Below are 20,672 nucleotides of genomic sequence, written 5' to 3'. Positions count from 1 at the left end.
GTATTCTCTGCTTTCATTTGGACACCCCTAAGTACTTTGCAGCTTCTCGAACAGCCAGGCCGGCATGGGTGATGGACTCAGCAATGCTCTTGGGCCCCACGGTTGTCCCGGCCAGGAAGAGCCCGGGCTTCTGGGTCCTGGTGGTATCCAGTTCGTGCTGAACCCCAAAGAAGCCGTCCTTGGTCAGGTCCAGGCCGAAAAGCTGAGCCAGAGCAGTGTTGTCTTCTCCGGGCATGATGCCCACAGAGAGGACCACCAGGTCGTGTTCCTTTTGGGTCAACGCGCCGTCCTGCTCGTTCATGGTGCTGACCAGGATATTGTCCTGATCTCCGGCGTACATGTCCACGGGAATGGTCCGAATGAACTCCAGATCCTGCTTGCACTGATTGTAGAACAGGGGAGATTCTTTTCCGATGTTCTGGATGTCCATGTAGTACACGCTGATCTCCGCCTCCGGATCCTGAGCCTTGATCACCTCGGCCATGCGCAGGGCATAGGGGCAGCAGACATGGGAGCACCACAAGTGTCCGAGCTGCTCATTCCGGCTCCCGACGCATTGAATAAAGGCCGCTTTCTTCGGCAGGCCCTGATCCGAAGGCCGCACATACCCGCCGGTCTCTTTCTTCAACACCTCCATATCCTTGGCTGTGGCCACATTGGGCAGCCGGCCGTAGCCGTAGGTCGGCTTCTGCTGGGCGTCAAAGGGAACGAAGCCGGAGGCCAGGACAATGCTGTCGGCCTGGACTGTTTTCCGGGTGAAAGCCTGGTTCAGATCGAGGACGGTTGAGGCCGGACTGGACTTGAGATCCTCTATCTTGGTCGGATCCACAGCAAAAAACGGTTTGTGACTGGGGGAGGTCCCTTTGCGGATTGCTCCGGGAACCGGGCAGGAGGCATAGTGCTGGGCCAGGACGGCCTGTTCCTGCTCGGTGTCGAACAGGGGGGCCTGTTCAATGGTCACGGTGTATGGAGCGTCCGGAGACGTTTCCACCACCTGCGCGGCGCGGTGGATAGTAATGTTCGGGTGCTCTAAGACGTCCTTCAAGGTCTTTTCCACTGTGCAGGCATCGCATTGCCGGCACTCGTCAGTGGCCTTGCAGTTGTAGGCAATGGCGTTGCCGCCCAGAAAGGGCTCCTTTTCAACCACATGAATGTTGAGGTCGTAATCGGCCAAATCACGGGCGGCTGTCAGACCGGCAATCCCGCCGCCTATGACCATGACCGTTTTCCGTTCGCTGTTCAAGGTGGCACTCCTTCGGGTTTGGGTCTTGGTCCGGGCTATCGTTCTTCCACGCCGACTTTATGCTCGTACCCTGGCTGGACCACAGTCCGCGGTACCTGGTTCTGCCATTCCTGGGCCGGGAAAATGGGCATGATATTGGCTACCCGGTTCTGCAGGTCCAGGCGCTCATAGATCAGCTGCCAGGCACAGGGGACATCGGGGTTGACTTCGCAGCTTCCGGAGTTCGTCCCGCCGCATGGACCGTTGAACAGACCCTTGGAGCATGTGGTCACCGGGCAGATGCCTGCTGTATAGGCCAGAACGCAGGTCCCGCACCCCCGGCACCGCTCTTCGTACCACCCCACATCCTGGTTGGCACCCATAAATGTCGTGTCCACTCCGGGAAAGACCGGGATGTGCGGATACCGTTCAGCCAAGAACTGGACGCCCACGCCGCAGGCCATGGAAATGACGGCCTGGTATCCGTCAACCATGTGGTCAAGCTCAGCCAGGAACTCCCGGTCGCACTGGCGTTCTATGGTGGCGGCGCTGAGTTCAATCGGAGCCTTGTCGATGGTCCTGGCCATGCTCAGTTCTGCATTCAGACTGGCCACTTCCTTTTCGCCTCCGGCCAGGCATACGGCCACACAGGTGCCGCAGCCCACGGTAAGCACCCGGGAGTAATCCTGGACAGAGGCCTTGATCTCCTCCAGGGGCTTTCTCTTTGCAACAATCATAGTTCCTCCTGTTTGGACAAGGTACAGACATCATTTTCAACAAGGTCTTTCAGGCTGAGGGTGTTGAGCTTGGTGTAGATGATTTCTGTGAGCTCGGTCCAGATTTGATGGGTTTTGCAGTGTTCCAGTCGAGGACAGGGCGTGTCGTTCATCCAGCAGTTGACCAGGTCCAGATCCTCTTCCAGGACCCGGACGACATCACCCAAATAGATTTGATCCAGGGGCTTGGTCAACCTATGGCCGCCATTGGGCCCCCGTTTTCCGGACAGATAGCCGCCCTGCTTGAGGATGCGTGTGATTTTTTCCAGATACTTCAAAGAGATGTCTTGGCGGTGGGCTATTTCATGCAGGGAGACTGCCTGCCCCTGACCGTGCATGGCGATATCCATGAGCAGTCTGATGCCGTATCGGCTCCGGGTAGAGACTTTCATGCATATTCCTCATGAGTTGCGGAAATCCACGATGTGTGTATATGCCTGCAAAGCAATACACCCCTGAGAAGACTGTGGCCTGTTGGCGTGGACACCGGCTCAGCTGGGTTGCTTGGGATCTTTGCGTTGGCTCTAGATAGCACAACTCACAACTCGCCTGCAAGCAACACAGAGTGCAGAGAGGACAAAAAAGGCAGAGACATCCAGGCGTTTTTTCGGCCGTGGATACCTCTGCCTTGCTCAGGGTGGGCTCTAAGCCCGCACAGGGCAGCTCCTCAGGAGCCTGATTCGTTGTCCTCGAGTTCAGAGATGCGCTTTTCCAGCGCGGACAAAGCGTCCCGCAGGGAATGTGCTTCCTGCTGGAGCATTGTTTTCTCCTGTTCCGGACTCATGGCCGGCATGGGCCCGGGCCCGTATGCCGCATACGGGCCCGGGCCGGGGCCCCAAAAGGGGCCGAAGCCCGGACCGCGTCCGCCTCTAAAGCCTCGACCAAAGCCTCGTCCCCGGCCGAAGCCCATTCCCCGGCCATAGCCCGGACTCATTGCTCCCGGCCGGTTCATGCCGGCGCAGAATCCAAGACCGCGCCCGGTCATCGGTCCCATTCCCATTGGTCCTGTTCGATCTCCCCAAGGCATAGGTCACCTCCTTTGGAGTTGGAGATATTTTGAGCTGGTGCGACGGGGCTATCTATTCCCGGATCCGGATCCTCCGCCTCTTCCTCCCGCTCCGCCCCGGGAGCTTTGCCCCGGGCCGCGTCTGCGGCGGAAAAAGTTTCCGGCCCGGCGCATGAGGCCGGTTCCCGGCCTCTGCGGCCCGCCTGTTCCTCCTCCACATGGGCCGAGGCCGCGTCCTGTCTGCGGTCCCTGGCCCGATGGTCCTGTTCCGTCTCCGCGTGGCATGGTCGTATCCTCCTTGTGTCGAAATGCAGGCAAGGACTATCCCTTGTTTCCCCGGCCTCGACGCCTCCTTCGTCTGTGGCGCCCGGAGCAGCCCGGCATGGCGAATCGCTCGGACCCGAGCTTCCCCTGGACGTAGGCGACGAGAATCTCCTCGACATCGCCGGCAACAAAGGGGATCAGCTCGATCTCCGCCGCCCGGATAATGGAGGCCTGCAGCCCGGAGATCGCGCCGCAGATAAGGACCCGGACATCGTGCTCCCGGAGCATTGCGATGCGGGACATGGGCTCCGGGGGCAGATATAGCTCGGTCTGCCGCACAACCCGGGTCCCTGCTGTCTGCAGCACCCGGATCCAGGCTGCGCTCTCAAAGACCGGGGAAACACGTGAACCCCAAACTGTTAGGGCCACTGTAGGCATATGCATCTCCTTCTCATACATTGAAGAGCTAGCATACGGCGTGCCACATGCGGGGCAAGGATCTGATTCAGTGCAGAGCCCGATATATCAGGCAGTTGAACGTACTGTCTCCTGAGACAGGGGGAGGGCAGCGCAGGAGGTATCGGATATATGGTGCGCATATGCGACGAAGGTCCAGAAAAAGTTGCAATGCTGCGACGCTTTGGTCCGGGCAGGGGCTGCCGCCGTGGTCACGGGTGGTCCTTGCTGCCTTTGGGGGCCTGCAGCCCGTACTTGGCCATTTTCCTGTACAACGTGCTCTTGTGCATGCCCAGGGCTCTGGCCGCCCGGGTCCGGTTGTACCCGCTGTCTTCCAGGGCCTGCATGATGGCCCTGGATTCGGCTTCCTGGGCCGCAGAACGCAGACTGCGCGGGTCCGTGCGGTGCAAGGACATCTTCCCCAGATGTTCAGGAAGGTGTTCGGGCTCGATGATCTCTGATGGACACAGGACAAAGGCGCATTCGATGATGTTTTCCAGTTCCCGGATATTCCCCGGGTAGTCATAGTGCATGAGCATGCTCAGGGCCTGTTCGCCGACACCGGCCACCCGCCGGTTGTACAGGGCGTTGAAGCGCTGGAGAAAACCGTCCACGAGCAGGGGGATGTCTTCTTTTCGCTCTCTGAGCGGAGGGAGGGTGAGCTTGAGGACATTGATCCGGTAGAACAGGTCCTGCCGGAATTCTCCGCTGTGGACAAGAGAGGACAGGTCCCGGTTGCTGGCGGAGATGATCCGGGTGTTCATCTTCCGGGCCGAGGTCCCGCCCAGCGGAGTGAACTCCCGTTCCTGCAGAACGCGCAGGAGCTTGACTTGAAAGGCCTGACTGGTTTCTGCTATCTCATCAAGAAACAGGGTTCCATCCTGGGCCAGGGCGATTTGCCCCGGCTTGTCCTTTTTGGCGTCGGTGAACGCCCCGGCCTTGTAGCCGAAGAGCTCCGACTCCAGCAGGGAATCCGGAAGCGCACCGCAGTTCACTGCAATAAAGGGCTTGTCCCGTCGGGGGCTGAGCTGGTGGATCGTTTTGGCCAGGAGCTCTTTGCCCGTTCCTGTCTCTCCCAGGATGAGCACAGTGCTGTCGCTTTGGGCCACCCTGGGGAGGATCTTGAAGATGGAATGCATGGAGCGGCTTTTGCTGACCAGTTCGCCGACCTGGGTGCCGGAGTGAAGCTCCTGCCGCAGGGTCTCGACATCGCTTAAGTCGCGGAAGGTCTCCACTCCACCCAGGATCTGGCCCGCCTCGTCCTGCAGCAGGGCGGCGGAGACGCTGACCGGGATGCGGCGGCCGTTGCGGTCGATGATCTCCCCCTGGATGTTGTCCTGGGAGGTGCCCTGGGCAAAGGTGGCCTGCAGGGGGCAGCGGGTTTCGCACATCGTGGAGCGAAAGACCTCCCAGCAGTAGCGGCCCAGAGCTTCTTCCCTGGATATCTCGGTGATTTTTTCCGCCGCCCGGTTGAAGGACGTGATTTTCCACTCGTGATCTACTGTGAATACCCCGTCCGAGATGCTTTCCAATATGATTTTGGTCACTTGTCCGGAGAGGGGAAAGGCTTCAAAATCCATCGCAACTCCACTCGTTTTTTCATCCTAACCCCAAAGGGAGGGCGCCATGCGCTTCGTGATCATAGGCGGGGACGCAGCCGGAATGAGCGCGGCCAGCAGATTCAAACGCAAGGCCCAGGACGCAGAGGTTGTTGTCCTGGAGCAGACCCATGATGTCTCCTACAGTGCATGCGGCATGCCGTACAATATTGCCGCCCCCGGGAGGCCCATTGACGATCTGGTGGTCCGTTCGGCCCAGGTCTTTCAGCAGAAGCTGAATATCGACCTCCGGCTGGGGCACCGGGTGACCCGGATTGATCCCAGCCAGAAGAAGGTTGCCGGAGAATCTGCGGACGGAGCCTTTGAGCTGGGCTATGACAAGCTGCTCATAGCCACTGGTGCGGCCCCGAAAACGCCTGATATCCCCGGAATCGACCTCCCCGGAGTCATGTCCTTGAAGAGCCTGGGGCACGGCAGGGCGATCAAAGAGTATTTGGCCGCACACACGGTGAACAGGGCGGTCATCCTGGGCATGGGCTATATCGCCCTGGAGATGGCCGAGACCCTGCGGGCCAGGGGGATCGAGGTGGCCATGGTCAAGCCCAGGTCCCAGCTTCTGCCCTGGATGGAGCCGCAGCTCTCGGAAATGGTCCAGGAGGAGCTGACTGCCAATCAAGTGGGCCTCTACCCTGGGCAGGACATTGAATCCATCGCCTCCGGCCCTGATGGGCTAAAGGTCCGCTGCAGCCGGGATACCCTGCCGGCGGATTTCGTCCTCTGCGCAGTCGGGGTAACCCCCAACAGCGAGCTGGCCGCACAGGCCGGGCTGGACTTGGGGCCGAAGAGGGCCATAGCCGTGGACCGGGCCATGCGGACCTCAGATCCGGATATCTATGCCGCCGGAGACTGTGCCGATGCCTTTCACCTGGTCAGCAAGGAACGGACCTGGATCCCCCTGGCCCTGCGGGCCAACCGGGCCGGCTGGGCAGTCGCCGACCATCTTCTGGGGCAGGAAGTGGATATCCCTGGAGTGGCCGGGACCGCGGTGTTCAAGGTCTTCGGTCTGGAGGTGGCCACAACCGGACTCAGCGCTGAGCAGGCCGCAGACCATGGCTTTGACCCCCGGAGCGCAACCATTGAGTCCGTGAATCAGGCCCATTCCTATCAGGGAAAGACTGAACCCATAAAGGCCCATCTGATCGGAGATGCCCGTACCGGGCTGCTCCTGGGGGCCCAGATGGTGGGCAGGCAGGGGACCGCCCTGCGGATCAATTCGGCGGCCGTGGCTTTGTCCGCAAAGATGCGGGTGGCTGACTTCATCCAGTGCGATCTGGCGTATGCCCCTCCCTTCGGCCCGGTCTGGGACCCGCTGCTCACTGCGGCCAATCAGCTGTACAAAAAGCTGTGACCGGGAATTAGAACTCCACCGACCACCCGGCTGAGGCGAAGGCGAACCGGTCCTGAAAGTGCTGCCAGCACATGGCTGCTCCGAGCTGTCCAGTACAGTGGGACACGGCCACCAGCTCCAGCCCGTACTGATCAAAGGCCTGCATGGATGCGGCAAGCTGCTCCCCCGGGCCGCCCATGAACCCGAGATGCGTTCCGCCTATGACGGCATGGAAGCTCTTGTGCCCGGTGCAGGCGGCGAAGTGATTGAGCACGTTGACCGCCCCGGCATGGGCGCAGCCCAAAAGGACCACCGGGCCTTTGTCCGTTTCAATGAGCAGGCTGGCGTCGTCCCACAGGGGGTCGGGGACCAGTTCGCCGTTCTGCTCTATTTTGAGACGGGTGTCCGGATGTTCGAAGTCGGTCTTCCTGGGGACCTCTCCGGAAAAAAACACCCCGGGGGCGATCTCCGTGAACTCGCGGAGGAAGGAGAACTTGGCCTGGAGTGTGGTTTCCAGGTATTTCCGCCGGTACTTCAGCCCGATGAAGACCTTTCGGGGACCCTGGGCGGTTTCCAGCTGGGCGTATTTGGGCACAAAGATGTCCGGGTGGGCGAAGATCTGCACTCCGCGCGGGGGGTGCAGGGCGGCGGGGAGGCCGCCGGTATGGTCGTAGTGCCCGTGGCTGAGGACCAGGGTGGGGATGGTGGACAGGTCCGTGCCCAGGACGGAGGCGTTGTTGGCCAGGGCCATGCCCTGCCCGGTATCAAAGAGAATGCGCTGCCCGTCTCGTTCGATCAGGGCGGAAAATCCGTGCTCGCCGATCAGTCCCATGGGGCCGGCGGCGGTGTTTTCGCAGAGGATGGTTATCCGGGTTGAGCCCATACTGCGTGTACCTCCGATTCAGGGTAGGGGTGTGATGTGCGCGGCCGATCTTTCTACAGAGCTAGCACACGATCGGTGAGTGTGTCCAAGACCGCCGGGAGAAAATGGTTGGGGAACTTTTTACTCATCGCTCAATACGCAACAGGCAGGACTTTTTCAAGCAAAAATGATTTTTTGCTTGACCCGGATGCCCTTTGCACTTAATATGAGCGCGAGCTGTCCACGGGGACAGCTATCTGTTCATTTTTTTACCTTTCGAGGAGTAGAGGAGCTATGAGTAAGAAGATGTACGTTGGGAATCTGCCGTTTTCTTCCACTGAGGACGATCTTCGGGATCTGTTTTCACAGTATGGCGAAGTCCAATCTGCAAACATCATCTATGATCGGGAGACAGGTCGTTCCCGGGGGTTCGGCTTTGTGGAAATGGCCGAAGAAAGCGCAGATTCGGCCATGGAGGCATTAAACGGCAACGAGTTCGGAGGACGGACCTTGCGGGTCAATGAAGCCAGGCCTCGCTGGTAGATTCCCAACGCGGAAGCTCCGGTTCATTGCAGAGCCTGAATGGCCGCCCTGTGATTCACAGGGCGGCTTTTTTTTATGCCCAAGAATGGGATTTCATCTTGACAAACGCAGCTTGAGGATTATTGTGGTCAATATGATCGGAAAAGCCACATCATTGTTAACAGGAGGTGGAGGCTATGCTCAGGAAATATCTGCCGGAATTGCGCAAACGGTCCCAGGAGGTACAGCGTCCACAAAATATGTTTGATATGATGGAATCTTTTTTCAATGAACCGTTTACCCGCGCTCCATTTGGAGAATTTTCCTATCCCCAGGTCAATGTGAGCGAGGATGAAAAAGAGATCAAGGTGAGTGCGGAGCTTCCGGGCATGGATTCCAAGGATTTGGATATATCCATCCGCCAGGATAATCTCATCCTGCAAGGGGAAAAACGGTTTGAGGACGAAGAGAAGGACAAGAACTACCACCGAATTGAATGCAGTTATGGTTCATTCTACAAAACAGTCCCGCTCCCGGCCGAAGTTGAAGCAGACAAAGTCAAAGCAAAATTTAAGGACGGGGTTTTGACCGTAACCATGCCCAAGGCCGAGAGTGCGCAGCGCAAGAAGATTGAAATAGAATCGTCATGAATGATGCTTTGGTGCAAAAAGCCGGGACCGCGGGCCCGGCTTTTTGCATGTCCTGCATCGGCCCTTGCCTGACTGCACCTTGCTCCCAGAACCATCTTTGGCTAGTATGTGCAGCTGCTTTGCAGCGCATTATTGTCCTGAAACATCCAGCCAAGGTGTGCAAATGAATTTTGGGCCGCATCTCCCCAGTCCAACCCGTTTTTTTCTTTTTTCCGCAATTGTCCTGGTCCTTCTCTTCCTCATCTCCCCGGCCTGGAGCGGCACAGCTCCCCTCTCCCGCCACCTGGACTGGAAACGCACATATATCCGCACCGGACTGGATGAACACCTCGAGTACGATATCTTTGCCAAGGCAATGGAGGGACTGCAGCGCTGGGACTTCTCCAAGCCGCATCTCTTGACCATCATCGATTTCACCCGTCCATCCTACGAAAAGCGCTGCTATGTCCTGGATCTCAAGCGCCAGGATCTGCTGTACCGCACCTATGTCGCCCACGGGCGGAACACAGGGATGACCTATGCCCGGCAGTTCTCCAACACCCCGAATTCTTACCAGAGCAGTCTTGGATTTTTCCGCACCGGGGAGACATACCGGGGCAAGCGCGGGTATTCCCTGCGCCTGGACGGGCTGGAGGAGGCCATCAACGACCTGGCCAGAAAGCGGGGCATTGTCATGCATGGGGCCGACTACGCCGGAAAAAGCTTTCTGAACAAGAACGGACGGCTGGGCCGCAGCCTGGGGTGTCCGTCCCTGCCCCCGACCATACATGCCCGGATCATCAGGAGGATAAAAGAAGGAAGCTGCCTCTTTGTCTACGCCGAGGACAGCGGCTACTTGAGCAGCTCGACTGTATTTGCCTCTCCCAGCGGGTAGCACGGACTGTTTTTTTCTTTTTTGATTACAAGGAACTGTGGAGTATGCTCAAAGGCGGCGTGTATCTGGATGTGGAGAATTTGACCCGCAACGGCGGGTGGGGCATGCGCTTCGGGGTGATCACAGATCTGGTCAGGGCCCAGGAGGTGCAGCTCTTGCGGGCCAATGCCTACGTGGCGGCCGATTTCGACCGGGAGGCCGAAGATCCGGAGTACGCCCGCCGGAACAAGGAGTTCCGCAACGCCATCCGCAGGGCCGGCTTTCATCTTCTGGTCAAGCGGGTCCGCCGATTCGTGAACGACGACGGGGAAACCATCCTCAAGGCCAATGCGGATTTGGACCTGGCGGTTGATGCCCTGGTCCAGTCCGAGAACCTGGACTACATCCTGCTGGGCACGGGGGACGGAGATTTTGTGCGCCTGGTCAGGGCCTTGCAGAACAGGGGCCGGCGGGTGGACATCCTGTCCTTCGCGCATACCAGCAACGAGCTGCGGTATGAAGCCGATTTCTATTTTTCCGGCTTCCTGATCCCCAATCTGCTGGAGACCGAGAACGGAAATCAGCGCTGCCGGGGAGTGCTCTACTCCGTGTCACCGGACAGGGGGTACGGTTTTGCCCGGGTCCGCAGCGGGCTGCAGCTTCAGGATGTGGTCTACGACGTGTTCTGTCACATCAATGAGTTTCAGGAGCATATAACCAATGAGGAGTTTGTCGGCTTCAAGCAGCGGGAGGCCGTGCTGGAGATGGATCTCATCCGTCAGCCGGACGGCCGGTACAAAGGGGAGCGGATCACTGAGTACACCTGGGGCGGTTGAATAGATCCGTCCATATTCGTTCAGGAAACCTTAGCCAGCTCAGTGTCTTTCACCATAACCTCCAGCCGTTGTCCGGGCGTTTCCCCCGCCGCCAGTCCCAGGGCGGCACCCGTCCGGGATCCGACCACAGCCCCCTGGCTTTTCTCCGGGCCTCTGTCTCCAGCCGTTTCCACCTGCGACAGACCTCCTGGGTGCAGTAAGCGTCGTAGACCCAGGCCAATCCGGATGCGATCAGCGACGCAGAGAGGTCCCGGCCGTCTCTTTGGATCCTGGCCACCAGGCGGCCGTAGCGGTCCGTTTCGTGGGGGATCAGGGTCACAGGCCGTACCCATACCTCCCAGGCCGTTTGCAGCCTGGCCGTGAACCCATAGGGCTGGTCGGACTCTGGGCAGTCAATACCGTAGACCCGGACCCGTTGCAGATGAAAGTCTGAGTCTATGACAGTGACCGTATCCCCGTCGGTGACCCAGAGCACAAAGGCGGAAACAGCCCAGCTGGGGGAGGCGGCGCCGACCGCAAGGGTGAAAAACAGGCCCAGGACAAAAAGAGAGGAGAGGCGCATGCTGGGCGGCCGGGAAATCAGGCGCCGCGTGCGGCCCAGTACAGGCGGATGGCTTCCCGGACCGTATTGGCCGCCAGATGAGCGCAGTGCTCCTTGTCTTCAGGCAGGTAGCCCAGGATGGAGATGACATCGGACTGCTCCATGCCGGCAGCCTCTTCCAGGCCCTTGCCTTCGGCCAGCTCACAGGCGGCGTCTGCACTGACGATGCTCGGACCGCACCCGGTGGTCTGAAACATGGCCTGGCGGACGACGTCTTCGTCGATGTCCAGAAAGATTCGGATTGTATCCCCGCAGCTTCCGGTGAGCTCGGCCTGGGTGGAGGGGGACGGCAGGTTGCCCATGTGAGCGGGGTTCAGCCAGCGCTTGTAAAACGGGGTTCCGAACTCTTCTTTGGTCTGCTCGTTTATCTCGTTTTGGAGATTGGCCACAAAGGAGTCCAGGGGGTCGGTCATTGATGTGTTCCTCCCAACATGCTCAAATATTGACAGAAGTAGTAACTCAAAAGAAAAGTCTACCCCAATCCCCGGTTGGTGACAAGGAGATGATCCGGCCTGCGCCGGCAGTCCGGCACAGGCCGTGCGCCGGCCTAAAAGGTGACCACCTTCATCGCGTCGTCGCACATCAGGTCCACAATCTCCTGGGCCCCGGCGATCCGTGAGCCCTCGATCAGCTCATCCGGCCCAACCAGGCGCTTGTCCGCGCAGGCCTTGCAGACCAGGATATCCCCCTTGGCGGCTATGAGCTCGTCCACCATGTCCTTCATGTGTTCCCCTGTAGTGGTCCGGATCCCCTCGGCCATGCCCAGCTGGGCCCAATGAATGGCGTCGTCGATGAGGGCGACCTGAACAGGGGTCTCTTCTTTCTTCGCGGCCAGGGCGGCGAACTGCATAGCCCTGGTGGCGCTGCCGGCCTTTTCAAAGCCCTTTGAGATGACGAAAAGCATTTTGTGCATTACATACGCTCCTGAGGTTGAAGGTGCAGACCCGTCGCAAGGGCGGGGCTCTTTGAGCAGTATTCCATACGTTGCCAGGGTGGTTTGACATTTGCCCGCGGCTGCATTGCCTGAAGCCTCTCGCTGTGTTAATAGCCTTTTTTACACATGTTTCTCCGTGCAAAGCATGGAGAAAACAGCTCTGAAAGTGAAGGAGACAAGGCCAATGTTGGGTCGGGAAATGAATGCATACTGGAAAACCGTTGTGGAAACCATCCAAGAAGGGATCATGATTGTGGACACCAGGGGAACCATCGTATCCACAAACAATGCCCTGGAACGGATGACTGGATATACCAGTTCCGAGCTGGTGGGGCAATCCTGTCTGATCCTCAATTGCGATATCTGCAATGCAGCCAGAGGCTTGGAGGACAACCACTGGTGCACCTTGTTTCGATCCGGTGAGATTTCCATGCGCCAATGTTCCATTGAGCGCAAGGACGGAGGGTTTACCCCGGTGCTGAAAAACGCCACATTGCTGCGCGATGACCAGGGGAATGTGATCGGTGCCGTGGAGACCCTGACCGATATATCGGAGATTGTGGAAAAGGACCATCAGATCGAGGCCTTCCGCCGGGCCCTGAATACCGAGGACGGCTTTCACGGCATCCTGGGACGCTCCGCTCCCATGCGCCAGGTATTTGAACTGATCAAGAACGCGGCCCAGACTGATGCCCCGATCATCGTCTACGGAGAGAGCGGGACCGGCAAGGAGCTGGTTACAGAGGCCATTCATGCCGAGAGCGCGCGGAGCTCCAAGCCTCTGGTCAAGGTCAACTGCGCGGCCCTGACGGAGTCGCTTTTGGAAAGCGAACTGTTCGGTCATGTCAAGGGCGCGTTCACCGGGGCCCATGCCAGCAGGCAGGGCAGATTCGAGGCCGCCAGCGGGGGGTATATCTTTTTGGACGAGATCGGCGATTTGCCCCTGTCCACTCAGGTCAAGCTGCTCCGGGTCCTGGAGGACAAGGTTATCGAGCGGGTGGGAGACAATAAGCCGATCCAGGTCGATGTGCGGATCATTACCGCCACAAACCGCGATCTTCAGGAGCTGGTCCGGCAGGGAAGCTTCCGCCAGGATCTGTACTACAGGATCAATGTGGTGCCCATCCACCTTCCTCCCTTGCGGGAACGGCCTGAAGATGTGCCCCTGCTGTCCGAGCACTTTTTCGAGCGGATCAAGCTGAAGACAGGAAAGCCGTTAAAGGGGATCAGCCCGGAGGCAATGGAGGCCTTGTGCCGCTATTCATGGCCGGGGAATATCCGGGAGCTGAAGAGTGTGTTCGAGTATGCCTTTGTGGCCTGCTCCCAGGGAATGATCCAGCCCAATCACCTTCTGCCCCAGATCTTTCAAAAGAAGCAGTCGGAGCAAAGCGGGGCCGGAGACGCGCCGCCCCGGGACGAGCAGATCAAGCAGGAGCTGATCCAGGCCCTGCAGCAGGCCCAGGGCAATCAGTCCGAGGCGGCCCGGCTCCTGGGGGTCTCCCGGGTGACGGTCTGGAATCGAATGAAGAAGTACAACATTCAGGTCCACAACGTGATCGAGCCCTAGCCGAGGCTTTTGTCCTCAGACCGCAAGCTGGTAAGTGTGAGATGTGACTTGGAGTGCTGAAGAGGCTCAAAACCCGGGCCTGCCTTTAAAGCAGGCCCGGGTTTGCAGGCATGGGAGGACTAGAAATTGAACACCTTGGCCTCGGCCGAGATATGGATGATGGCCGGTGCTCCGCCCAGGTACATATTGGAGAAGAACTGGCTCTCGTCCACCTGACGAGATTTGGCGCAGGGGATTCAGACCCCGATGGGGATCTCCTTGTCCACCAGGGTGGGCAGGTAGTCGTTGGGGCAGTCGCCGGTCACGGTCTTGAGGTTCATGTCCCGCCTGGAGTTGGCCCATTCCACGCCCCCGTCGATCAAAAACAGATCCACCTGATGCCCTTTGTCCATCGCAACTTTGGCGAACTGAAAACATCGGGTGGCCGCCTCATTGCTGTCCTGGCTGAGGATGAATAGATATCGAGCCATACAGACCTCCTTTGGATGACAATTGGTATGCTGTGCGCCCACACCGCGCAGAACAGAAAAAGAAAGCAGAATACCGCATGGATGTATATTGTGTATGATGCATTATCCGATGCCCAAGGTCAAATCCTGGCCAAGAGAGGCAATCCTTGCGCTCAGCCTTGACCTGCATAATGCGTGTGGGGCAATTCTCTCCCATGTCCGGAGGAAATGAGTAAAGTGCAGCTGCACCCCTTTGTACATCCATCCTTGCCAAAGGACGTATCTCAAGGTAAACTCTCTTCTTGTTGCTTTATTATGCTAATGGTTATCATTCAACATAAACAGATAAGGAGATAGGCATGGCCAGACTCAAAGGGACCAAGACAGAGCAAAATATCTTGACCGCTTTTGCCGGTGAGGCCCAGGCAAGAAACAGGTACACCTACTTTGCCTCCCAGGCCAAGAAGGACGGATATGTCCAGATTGCGGATATCTTCGAGGAAACCGCAAATCAGGAGAAGGAGCACGCCAAGCGGCTGTTCAAGCTTTTGGAGGGCGGAGACGTCACGGTCAGCGCCGAGTTTCCGGCCGGGGTGATCGGGAGCACGGTGGACAATCTCAAGGCCGCTGCCGCCGGGGAAAATCATGAGCACAGCGATATGTATCCCTCCTTTGCCAAGACAGCCAAGGAAGAAGGGTTTACCGACATCGCTGCAATTTTTGAAGCCATTGCCGTGGCGGAGCGGCAGCACGAAAAGAGGTACCTGGACCTGGCGGCCAATATCGAAGCCGGCCGGGTGTTTGAGAGAGGCGATTCCCAGACCTGGCGCTGCCGGAACTGCGGCTACCTGCATCAGGGAACCGGGGCCCCGGAAACCTGTCCCGCCTGCGCCCACCCCCAGGCCCATTTCGAGCTTTTGGGCGAGAACTATTAATCCAACAAACGGCCGGGGCACCCCGGCCGTTTTCATTTTGAACCTTTCCGGGCAGTGCCTGCTCCAGAAAGGCCTCTATAATTCCGGTCACAATGCAGCTTTTGGAGCAGAGGTCAATTATGCTTGGCACGCACGAGGTTTTTTTGATAAAGTACAATATGCTCGTTCTCCATCTGTCCACGTGTGACCAGGAGGGGCCGCATGCAAGCCTGGACCGTATGTCTCGTCTATGCCCTTATCAATCCAAGTGCGGATGCGTTGACCTGGTCTTGTCGCCGAGCGGCGATGCTCAGGCATAGGTCTGCATAATGGACTCCAGGGTCGTAAGCGACGGGCTGTTGTCCGCCAGAGGCCCCGGCTCCAGCTGGGGAAAATGGCCTTCAAAGGGCCCCCTGTCCGTATTCTGATACAGGATGCCCACCGGTATTGTCTCTCCCCACTGCATGCTGAGACGCATGGCCGCCTCCCAGTCACCGGCATCGTGGCTGTCGTCCAGCTCTGTGCACCGCTCCTTGTACCAGGAGTGGGTGTTGACCTTGTTGAAGGACACGCAGGGCTGGAGGATATCCACCAGGGCGAATCCCGGATGCCGGACCGCGGTCTGGATCAGAGAGACCAGATGCTCGGTCATTCCGGAGAATCCCCGGGCCACGAACCCCGCTCCCAGGCTCAAGGCCGTGGACAGCGGGGCGAACGGGGCGGAGTAGGCCCCGTGGGGCTGGGCCTTGGTTGTCTGTCCTGTGGCTGTGGTTGGACTGGCCTGGCCCTTGGTCAGGCCGTAGATCTGGTTGTTGTGGACCAAAAGGGTCAGGTTGATGTTCCTGCGCACCGCGGCCAGGAAGTGATTGCCCCCTTCTCCGTACATGCAGCCGTCCCCGCTTTCGGCAATCACATCCAGCCCGGGGTTGGCCAGCTTGATCCCGGTGGCCACAGGCAGGGCCCGGCCGTGCAGGCCGTTGAACAGGTTGCACAGCATATAATGCGGGGTCTTGGCCGCTTGCCCGATGCCGGAGACAAGGCAGACGTCACGGGGCTGTTTGTCCATTCCGGCCAGGGCTTCCTTGACCGCCTTCAGGATCGCGTGGTTGCCGCAGCCGGGACACCATGCGGTTTCGAACTGTCCAAAATCACTGCTCGTGACCATTGGTCTGCTCCTTGATCAGGGGGTTCAGCCGGGGAAGGATATACGAAGCGCTCAGGGGCCGTCCGTCGTAGCGCAGGATGCTGGCCTGGACCGCAAAGCCGGTTTGCCTGCGGATCAGGGCCGCGAACTGGGCCCCGGCGTTGCTTTCCACCGCCACGACCAGGCCAGCCTGCCGGAGACGGTCCTCGAACTGAGCCGGATCCAGGGGCCAGACCTGGGAAAAATGCAGGGTCCCGACCCGCATGCCCGACTCGCTGCAGATCCGGGCCGCCTCCATGACCGCCCCCTTGCTCGATCCCCAGCAGAGAAGCAGGACGTCCGGGCTGTCCGGCCCGCTGTATTCCGGGGCGGCCGTCTCCTGCCGCAGGCCGTCCTCCTTTCGTCTCCGCTTGTCCACCATCCCGGTCCGGACCTCTCCGCTTTCGGTTATATGTCCCTCCTGGGTGTGCTCGTCGCTGTCGGCCACCACCAGGGCGGGACCGTATCCGGGCAGGGCCCGGGGTGAAACTCCGGATGCGGTGGATGCGAAACGGACGTAGTCTTGGGGAAAAGCGGAGGTGTCCGGCTGGGCCACCGGGGACAGATTGTGCAGGTCAAAGGCGGGTACTGCCCGGTAGGAGTCGGCCAGAAACTGATCGGTGAGCACAATGGTCGGGGTCTGGTAGCGCTGGGCCAGGTCCACGGCCTTGCGGGTCAGGTAAAAGCATTCCTCCGGGGTGCCGGGGGCCATGACCGCCCGGGGGAACTCCCCGTGGCCGCTGTACAGGGCCAGCTCCAGGTCCGACTGCTCGGTCCTGGTGGGTAGGCCGGTGGCCGGCCCCGGACGCTGGGCCAGGACCAGGGTGACCGGAGTTTCGGTCATCCCGGCCAGGCTGATGCCCTCGCCCATGAGGGCGAAGCCTCCCCCGGAGGTGGGAACAATGGGCACAGCTCCGGCAAAGGAGGCCCCGACAGCCATGTTCACGGCGCTGAGCTCATCCTCGGCCTGCTCCACGACGCATCCCAGCTCCTGGTCATGGGCGGCCAGGTTCAGGGCCACCCCGGTAGCCGGGGTCATGGGGTAGAAGGAGCAGAAGTTCACCCCTGCGCTCATGGCCCCCAGGGCCACGGCCTGGCTGGCGGCCAGCATGAGTCTGGACCCGGATTCCGGGGGGGAGACGGAAGGCAGGTGCCAGGCGTCTTCGATCCGCTCTCGGACCCAGTTTAGGCCGTTGTGAAAGGCGTCTAGATTCTTTTGGGCCAGGTCCTGGTCCTTGGATCCAAAGGCAGAGCGGACCACCCCGGCGCCGATGTCCGGCAAAAGGCCCAGAATGCCGCAGAGACAGCCCAGGGCCGCAACATTGTGCAGGATCTTCTGGTCCGTGAGCTGCTGAAAGGGGACCGGGAGCAGGGCGTCCAGGGTGTTTTTGCTGCCCAGTTCTTCGCTGGTCAGGATCAGATGCCGCTTGGCCAGCTGATCCTGGTGCAGGTCGATGCTTTCCTGGGTGAATGCGGCCAGGATGTGGATTTCGTCTCCCGGCCCGAGCAGGGGGCTGGTGCAGGTCCGGATGGAAAAGGTGTTGTGTCCGCCCCGGATCCTGGACATATAGTTTTGGGAAACCAGGATCTCGTATCCGGATCGAATCAGGGACTTGGCCAGGAGCTGTCCCATGGTGTCCAGGCCCTGCCCGGCTTCGCCGCCGATGCACAGGGTGATGTCGTCCATTCTCCCCTCCAGGGTTGAGATGCTGCGGAGATTGACTTTACACAGGAATGGTTTTTATTGTCGGATTCTTTATAAGAATACGCAGTTTGGGCAGGGCTGTAAAGCTGCTCCAAAGCATCAGCAGCCCGGACCCATGCAACCGAGACCAGGAGGAGAGTGATGCACCCCCCGAGCGATGCCTCGCATCTCATTTTGTTCACCGGAGCCGTGGTGGTAACCACCATGCTGGTCAAGGGGAGCCTGGAACGGACGGCGGTGCCGCCCCTGGTCGGGTATCTGCTCCTGGGCGTGGGGCTGAGCTGGGTAAGCGATGTCTGGCCCTTGTTCGCGGAAGCGGGGCAGACCATCGGCTTCTTCGGCCAGCTGGGTCTGGTCGCCCTTCTGTTTCGAGTTGGACTCAAGAGCGACATCACCGTTCTGGTCAGGCAGCTGCGCAACGCCAGTCTGGCCTGGATCCTCAATGTGGTTCTTGCGGGTGTGCTGGGATATTACCTCACGGCCTCTGTCCTGGGCTACGGCCTGGTCAGCGGCCTGATTGTCGGAGCGGCGTTCACCGCCACCAGCGTCGGGGTCTCGGTCAAGGTGTGGGAGGAAAAGGATGCCTTGAACTCCAAAAACGGCGCACTGCTCGTGGATCTGGCCGAGCTGGACGATGTCAGTGCCGTGGTCCTCATGGCCCTGGTCTTTACCCTGGTTCCGCTGCTGCAGAACGGCGGCGCTGTGTCCTTTGTCTCCGCCCTGGGCACGGCCGGCCTGGGCTTTGTCCTGAAAATGGCCGTGTTCGGTGCGCTGTGCTATCTGTTTGCCGTGTTTTGGGAGCGGCCCCTGACCTCTTTTCTGCAGTCTGTGGAGAGCCGGCCGGATTCCACCCTGACCATTGTCGGCTTCGGGTTTGTGGTTGCCGCCCTGGCCGGGATGCTGGGCTTTTCCCTGGCCATCGGGGCCTTTTTCGCCGGCCTGGTCTTTAGCCGGGATCCCAAATGCATCTCCATCGACGACGCCTTTGTCCCTTTATACGATTTCTTCAGCCCGTTTTTCTTTGTCAGCATCGGCTACCAGCTGCAGCTGGGGGCCATTGTCCCCGGGCTGGAGATGGGGCTGGTTCTGGCTGTTGCCGCGGTTGGGGTCAAAGTGGCGGCCAACGGCCTGCCCGTAGCCATGCTCAGCGATGTGCAAAGCGGAACCCTGGTGGGGATGAGCATGGTCCCCAGGGCGGAGATCTCCCTGGTCATCATGCAGAAAGGCATGCAGCTGGGGGACTGGGCCGTGGATCAGGCCCTGTTCGGAGCCATGGTCACGGTCAGCGCCATAACCTGCCTGGTCTCGCCCATGCTGGTCAGGTTCCTGCTCACCCGCTGGCCGCAGGACACCAGCAAGACCCAGGAGCCGTGATCCGCAAGGCGGCATCCATCTGTTGTGAGCAAACCTGTATCCATTGAGGGCCCTGGTTATGACCCGAATAGACAAAAGATGTTTTGCCACCTTGGAGTTTGAGCTGGAATGGACAAGCTCCCAGGCCAGTCACCGGGAGCGGTTTCTGGCCAAAAAGGTGAATATTTGGCGCGATTTCTTCCCCCCGGGAATGGAAGAAGCCCTGATAGGCCGAAGCATCGGGGATACAGTCCGCATGGAGTATGGACCGGGGGAAGCTGTCCCGGCCAGGAAGGCACGCGATGTCCGCTCTCTGTCCCGCTCTACCTTCAAGCCCCCTCTGCGGGGACAGCCGATATCCGGACCCAGATTCGGCCGATTTTATCCCCAGGGCTTCTTAAGCGACCTGGTGGGCATCTATCCGGAAAATGTATTTCCCTTCCGGGTCATTGGCCTGGAGGGCAATGAGTTTACCGCGGACATGAGCCATCCCTTGGCCGACTGTCCCCTGTCCATATCCGCATATGTACATAATGTGGCGGTCAAGGACGGGGATGTAGGCGGCAGGTGCTCGGTGTGGGTGGAGGAGATGGGGGACAAGGGCCCCGGGATGCAGGCCCGCTGGGGGGAGCATCCCACTGACTTTGAACTGCAGGAGCCCCTGCTCCGGGAAGATGAGGAGCAGGATGCCGCATTCTATGCCCGGCCCAGGATGGTCGGCCATGTGGACGCCCAGGCCAGGGAGCATCTGCAGGCGGAGTACTCCCGCTTTCTCCTTCCCGGCATGCAGGTTCTGGATGTCATGAGCAGCGTGTACTCTCATTTCCCGAAACGCATGGATCTGGAGGTCACCGGGCTGGGGATGAACCAGGAGGAGCTGGAGGCCAACCCGGCATTGGACCACCATGTGGTCCATGACCTCAATGCCTGTCCGGAGCTGCCTTTTCCAGACGCATCTTTTGATCTGGTTGTCTGCAGTCTGTCCATTGAATACGTGATCCGGCCGCAGGTCTTTATAGCCCAGATCAGGCGCGTCCTTCGACCCGGGGGCCGGGTGGTCCTCAGTTTTTCCAACCGCTGGTTCCCGCCCAAGGTCACCGGGCTGTGGACCACCCTGCACGAGTTTGAGCGCCTGGGGCTGGTTCTGGAGATTCTGCTCCGGGATGAGGGCTTTACGCAGCTGGAAACAACCTCGGTGCGCAATTGGTGGCGGCCTCCGGAGGATAAGTACTACGGCCAGCTGTGGACCAGCGACCCGGTGTATGTGGTCACCGGCACGGTCCAGGCCTGAACACGGCCGGGTTGAACTCTGTTCAGCCTTGCCTGTCGAACATATAAGGAACCTGCTTACTCTTCGACGATTATCGCCCCTGGGGCGCATTCTCTGGCTGCTTTGCGGACCAGCTCCTTCTGGTCCGCAGGGACTTTATCCACCAATACTCGAGAGATCAGCTGATCTTCATCATACTGAAATACATCCGGACAGACCTTGTTGCAGTTCCGATCTCCCATGCACAAGTCATAATCGATTTTGACTTTCATAACTCCTCCCAATGTGAGAGATTCTCTTCCA

General features: G+C 59.5%; 23 protein-coding genes. 9 read left to right on the top strand and 14 right to left on the bottom strand.

What is annotated here, in order from left to right:
- Positions 1–13: 13 nt before the first annotated feature.
- The 6 genes from N902_RS0101090 to N902_RS0101055 all read right to left on the bottom strand — a co-directional run bounded on the left by N902_RS0101090 (position 14) and on the right by N902_RS0101055 (position 5,304).
- Positions 14–1,243 (bottom strand): FAD-dependent oxidoreductase, encoded by a 1,230-nt coding sequence (locus N902_RS0101090; RefSeq protein WP_027369417.1) that lies wholly within the window; start codon positions 1,241–1,243, stop codon positions 14–16.
- 35 nt (positions 1,244–1,278) lie between these two features.
- Positions 1,279–1,959, bottom strand: coding sequence for a methylenetetrahydrofolate reductase C-terminal domain-containing protein (locus N902_RS0101085; protein ID WP_027369416.1), 681 nt, complete (start codon positions 1,957–1,959; stop codon positions 1,279–1,281).
- Positions 1,956–2,390 carry an RrF2 family transcriptional regulator gene (locus tag N902_RS15820; RefSeq protein WP_034621119.1) on the bottom strand — a complete coding sequence of 145 codons (435 nt, stop codon included), beginning with the start codon at positions 2,388–2,390 and terminating at the stop codon, positions 1,956–1,958. The genes N902_RS0101085 and N902_RS15820 overlap by 4 nt, the downstream gene beginning before the upstream one ends.
- Positions 2,391–2,665: 275 nt before the next feature.
- Entirely contained in the window at positions 2,666–3,025 is a 360-nt protein-coding gene (locus N902_RS19035) for a DUF5320 domain-containing protein (protein WP_084287566.1), read from the bottom strand.
- A gap of 300 nt (positions 3,026–3,325) precedes the next feature.
- Complete coding sequence (locus tag N902_RS0101060; RefSeq protein WP_027369414.1) at positions 3,326–3,706, bottom strand: NifB/NifX family molybdenum-iron cluster-binding protein; 381 nt, start codon at positions 3,704–3,706, stop codon at positions 3,326–3,328.
- Between the two features lie 230 nt (positions 3,707–3,936).
- On the bottom strand, positions 3,937–5,304 hold the full coding sequence (locus N902_RS0101055) for a sigma-54 interaction domain-containing protein (RefSeq protein ID WP_027369413.1): 1,368 nt from the start codon (positions 5,302–5,304) through the stop codon (positions 3,937–3,939).
- Between the two features lie 46 nt (positions 5,305–5,350).
- On the opposite strand from N902_RS0101055, the gene N902_RS0101050 reads away from it, so the two are divergent.
- Positions 5,351–6,691, top strand: a complete 1,341-nt coding sequence (locus tag N902_RS0101050) for an FAD-dependent oxidoreductase (RefSeq protein WP_027369412.1) — start codon at positions 5,351–5,353, stop codon at positions 6,689–6,691.
- Between the two features lie 7 nt (positions 6,692–6,698).
- On the opposite strand, the gene N902_RS0101045 is transcribed toward N902_RS0101050, so the two are convergent.
- Positions 6,699–7,553, bottom strand: coding sequence for an MBL fold metallo-hydrolase (locus N902_RS0101045; RefSeq protein ID WP_027369411.1), 855 nt, complete (start codon positions 7,551–7,553; stop codon positions 6,699–6,701).
- A 273-nt stretch (positions 7,554–7,826) separates the two neighbouring features.
- On the opposite strand from N902_RS0101045, the gene N902_RS0101040 reads away from it, so the two are divergent.
- The 4 genes from N902_RS0101040 to N902_RS0101025 all read left to right on the top strand — a co-directional run bounded on the left by N902_RS0101040 (position 7,827) and on the right by N902_RS0101025 (position 10,393).
- The gene (locus N902_RS0101040; protein ID WP_027369410.1) at positions 7,827–8,075 is read left to right on the top strand and encodes an RNA recognition motif domain-containing protein; all 249 of its coding nucleotides are present in this window, start codon (positions 7,827–7,829) and stop codon (positions 8,073–8,075) included.
- A gap of 176 nt (positions 8,076–8,251) precedes the next feature.
- On the top strand, positions 8,252–8,704 hold the full coding sequence (locus tag N902_RS0101035; protein WP_027369409.1) for an Hsp20/alpha crystallin family protein: 453 nt from the start codon (positions 8,252–8,254) through the stop codon (positions 8,702–8,704).
- Between the two features lie 163 nt (positions 8,705–8,867).
- Complete coding sequence (locus N902_RS0101030; protein WP_051564063.1) at positions 8,868–9,578, top strand: murein L,D-transpeptidase catalytic domain family protein; 711 nt, start codon at positions 8,868–8,870, stop codon at positions 9,576–9,578.
- A 44-nt stretch (positions 9,579–9,622) separates the two neighbouring features.
- Positions 9,623–10,393 carry a LabA-like NYN domain-containing protein gene (locus tag N902_RS0101025; protein ID WP_027369407.1) on the top strand — a complete coding sequence of 257 codons (771 nt, stop codon included), beginning with the start codon at positions 9,623–9,625 and terminating at the stop codon, positions 10,391–10,393.
- Between the two features lie 49 nt (positions 10,394–10,442).
- Here the strand turns inward: N902_RS0101025 and N902_RS0101020 are convergent, their stop codons facing one another.
- The 3 genes from N902_RS0101020 to N902_RS0101010 form a co-directional block, all read right to left on the bottom strand.
- Positions 10,443–10,955 carry a thermonuclease family protein gene (locus tag N902_RS0101020; protein WP_027369406.1) on the bottom strand — a complete coding sequence of 171 codons (513 nt, stop codon included), beginning with the start codon at positions 10,953–10,955 and terminating at the stop codon, positions 10,443–10,445.
- Positions 10,956–10,972: 17 nt separating this feature from the next.
- Positions 10,973–11,407, bottom strand: a complete 435-nt coding sequence (locus N902_RS0101015; protein ID WP_027369405.1) for an iron-sulfur cluster assembly scaffold protein — start codon at positions 11,405–11,407, stop codon at positions 10,973–10,975.
- Positions 11,408–11,541: 134 nt separating this feature from the next.
- Positions 11,542–11,907: a DsrE family protein gene (locus tag N902_RS0101010; RefSeq protein ID WP_027369404.1), complete on the bottom strand. Its 366-nt coding sequence runs from the start codon at positions 11,905–11,907 to the stop codon at positions 11,542–11,544.
- 205 nt (positions 11,908–12,112) lie between these two features.
- On the opposite strand from N902_RS0101010, the gene N902_RS0101005 reads away from it, so the two are divergent.
- Complete coding sequence (locus N902_RS0101005) at positions 12,113–13,495, top strand: sigma-54 interaction domain-containing protein (RefSeq protein ID WP_027369403.1); 1,383 nt, start codon at positions 12,113–12,115, stop codon at positions 13,493–13,495.
- Between the two features lie 236 nt (positions 13,496–13,731).
- Here the strand turns inward: N902_RS0101005 and N902_RS15815 are convergent, their stop codons facing one another.
- A complete protein-coding gene (locus tag N902_RS15815; RefSeq protein ID WP_244147350.1) occupies positions 13,732–13,965 on the bottom strand; it encodes a DsrE family protein in 234 nt (77 codons plus the stop codon).
- 338 nt (positions 13,966–14,303) lie between these two features.
- Here N902_RS15815 and rbr point away from each other — a divergent pair, with 338 nt between their 5' ends.
- Positions 14,304–14,879: a rubrerythrin gene (gene rbr, locus N902_RS0100995; protein ID WP_027369402.1), complete on the top strand. Its 576-nt coding sequence runs from the start codon at positions 14,304–14,306 to the stop codon at positions 14,877–14,879.
- Positions 14,880–15,168: 289 nt separating this feature from the next.
- On the opposite strand, the gene N902_RS0100990 is transcribed toward rbr, so the two are convergent.
- On the bottom strand, positions 15,169–16,023 hold the full coding sequence (locus tag N902_RS0100990) for a 2-oxoacid:ferredoxin oxidoreductase subunit beta (protein WP_027369401.1): 855 nt from the start codon (positions 16,021–16,023) through the stop codon (positions 15,169–15,171).
- The gene (locus tag N902_RS15810; protein WP_034621116.1) at positions 16,007–17,728 is read right to left on the bottom strand and encodes a 2-oxoacid:acceptor oxidoreductase subunit alpha; all 1,722 of its coding nucleotides are present in this window, start codon (positions 17,726–17,728) and stop codon (positions 16,007–16,009) included. Before N902_RS15810 ends, N902_RS0100990 begins: the two co-directional genes overlap by 17 nt.
- Before the next feature lie 159 nt (positions 17,729–17,887).
- Between N902_RS15810 and N902_RS0100980 the strand changes: the two genes are divergently transcribed.
- Complete coding sequence (locus tag N902_RS0100980) at positions 17,888–19,120, top strand: cation:proton antiporter (RefSeq protein WP_027369400.1); 1,233 nt, start codon at positions 17,888–17,890, stop codon at positions 19,118–19,120.
- A gap of 58 nt (positions 19,121–19,178) precedes the next feature.
- Positions 19,179–20,390 (top strand): class I SAM-dependent methyltransferase, encoded by a 1,212-nt coding sequence (locus N902_RS0100975; protein ID WP_027369399.1) that lies wholly within the window; start codon positions 19,179–19,181, stop codon positions 20,388–20,390.
- A 56-nt stretch (positions 20,391–20,446) separates the two neighbouring features.
- Here the strand turns inward: N902_RS0100975 and N902_RS0100970 are convergent, their stop codons facing one another.
- Positions 20,447–20,641 carry a ferredoxin gene (locus N902_RS0100970; RefSeq protein WP_027369398.1) on the bottom strand — a complete coding sequence of 65 codons (195 nt, stop codon included), beginning with the start codon at positions 20,639–20,641 and terminating at the stop codon, positions 20,447–20,449.
- Between the last annotated feature and the right edge of the window lie 31 nt (positions 20,642–20,672).

This window comes from Desulfovermiculus halophilus DSM 18834, from assembly GCF_000620765.1.
In the GTDB taxonomy this organism is placed as follows: Bacteria; Desulfobacterota; Desulfovibrionia; order Desulfovibrionales; family Desulfothermaceae; genus Desulfovermiculus; species Desulfovermiculus halophilus.
Note: the sequence above shows the minus strand (reverse complement) of the source record. Positions and strands in the feature narration are given on the sequence as shown.

Coding starts and splice junctions, on each gene's coding strand:
- N902_RS15815 (WP_244147350.1), bottom strand. CDS start 13,965: ATGGCTCGATATCTATTCATCCTCAGCCAGGACAGCAATGAGGCGGCC.
- N902_RS0101040 (WP_027369410.1), top strand. CDS start 7,827: ATGAGTAAGAAGATGTACGTTGGGAATCTGCCGTTTTCTTCCACTGAG.
- N902_RS0101010 (WP_027369404.1), bottom strand. CDS start 11,907: ATGCACAAAATGCTTTTCGTCATCTCAAAGGGCTTTGAAAAGGCCGGC.
- N902_RS0101045 (WP_027369411.1), bottom strand. CDS start 7,553: ATGGGCTCAACCCGGATAACCATCCTCTGCGAAAACACCGCCGCCGGC.
- N902_RS0101055 (WP_027369413.1), bottom strand. CDS start 5,304: ATGGATTTTGAAGCCTTTCCCCTCTCCGGACAAGTGACCAAAATCATA.
- N902_RS0101035 (WP_027369409.1), top strand. CDS start 8,252: ATGCTCAGGAAATATCTGCCGGAATTGCGCAAACGGTCCCAGGAGGTA.
- rbr (WP_027369402.1), top strand. CDS start 14,304: ATGGCCAGACTCAAAGGGACCAAGACAGAGCAAAATATCTTGACCGCT.
- N902_RS0101005 (WP_027369403.1), top strand. CDS start 12,113: ATGTTGGGTCGGGAAATGAATGCATACTGGAAAACCGTTGTGGAAACC.
- N902_RS19035 (WP_084287566.1), bottom strand. CDS start 3,025: ATGCCTTGGGGAGATCGAACAGGACCAATGGGAATGGGACCGATGACC.
- N902_RS0101030 (WP_051564063.1), top strand. CDS start 8,868: ATGAATTTTGGGCCGCATCTCCCCAGTCCAACCCGTTTTTTTCTTTTT.
- N902_RS0101050 (WP_027369412.1), top strand. CDS start 5,351: ATGCGCTTCGTGATCATAGGCGGGGACGCAGCCGGAATGAGCGCGGCC.
- N902_RS0101015 (WP_027369405.1), bottom strand. CDS start 11,407: ATGACCGACCCCCTGGACTCCTTTGTGGCCAATCTCCAAAACGAGATA.
- N902_RS0100975 (WP_027369399.1), top strand. CDS start 19,179: ATGACCCGAATAGACAAAAGATGTTTTGCCACCTTGGAGTTTGAGCTG.
- N902_RS0100970 (WP_027369398.1), bottom strand. CDS start 20,641: ATGAAAGTCAAAATCGATTATGACTTGTGCATGGGAGATCGGAACTGC.
- N902_RS0100980 (WP_027369400.1), top strand. CDS start 17,888: ATGCACCCCCCGAGCGATGCCTCGCATCTCATTTTGTTCACCGGAGCC.
- N902_RS0101060 (WP_027369414.1), bottom strand. CDS start 3,706: ATGCCTACAGTGGCCCTAACAGTTTGGGGTTCACGTGTTTCCCCGGTC.
- N902_RS15820 (WP_034621119.1), bottom strand. CDS start 2,390: ATGAAAGTCTCTACCCGGAGCCGATACGGCATCAGACTGCTCATGGAT.
- N902_RS0101025 (WP_027369407.1), top strand. CDS start 9,623: ATGCTCAAAGGCGGCGTGTATCTGGATGTGGAGAATTTGACCCGCAAC.
- N902_RS0100990 (WP_027369401.1), bottom strand. CDS start 16,023: ATGGTCACGAGCAGTGATTTTGGACAGTTCGAAACCGCATGGTGTCCC.
- N902_RS0101020 (WP_027369406.1), bottom strand. CDS start 10,955: ATGCGCCTCTCCTCTCTTTTTGTCCTGGGCCTGTTTTTCACCCTTGCG.
- N902_RS15810 (WP_034621116.1), bottom strand. CDS start 17,728: ATGGACGACATCACCCTGTGCATCGGCGGCGAAGCCGGGCAGGGCCTG.
- N902_RS0101085 (WP_027369416.1), bottom strand. CDS start 1,959: ATGATTGTTGCAAAGAGAAAGCCCCTGGAGGAGATCAAGGCCTCTGTC.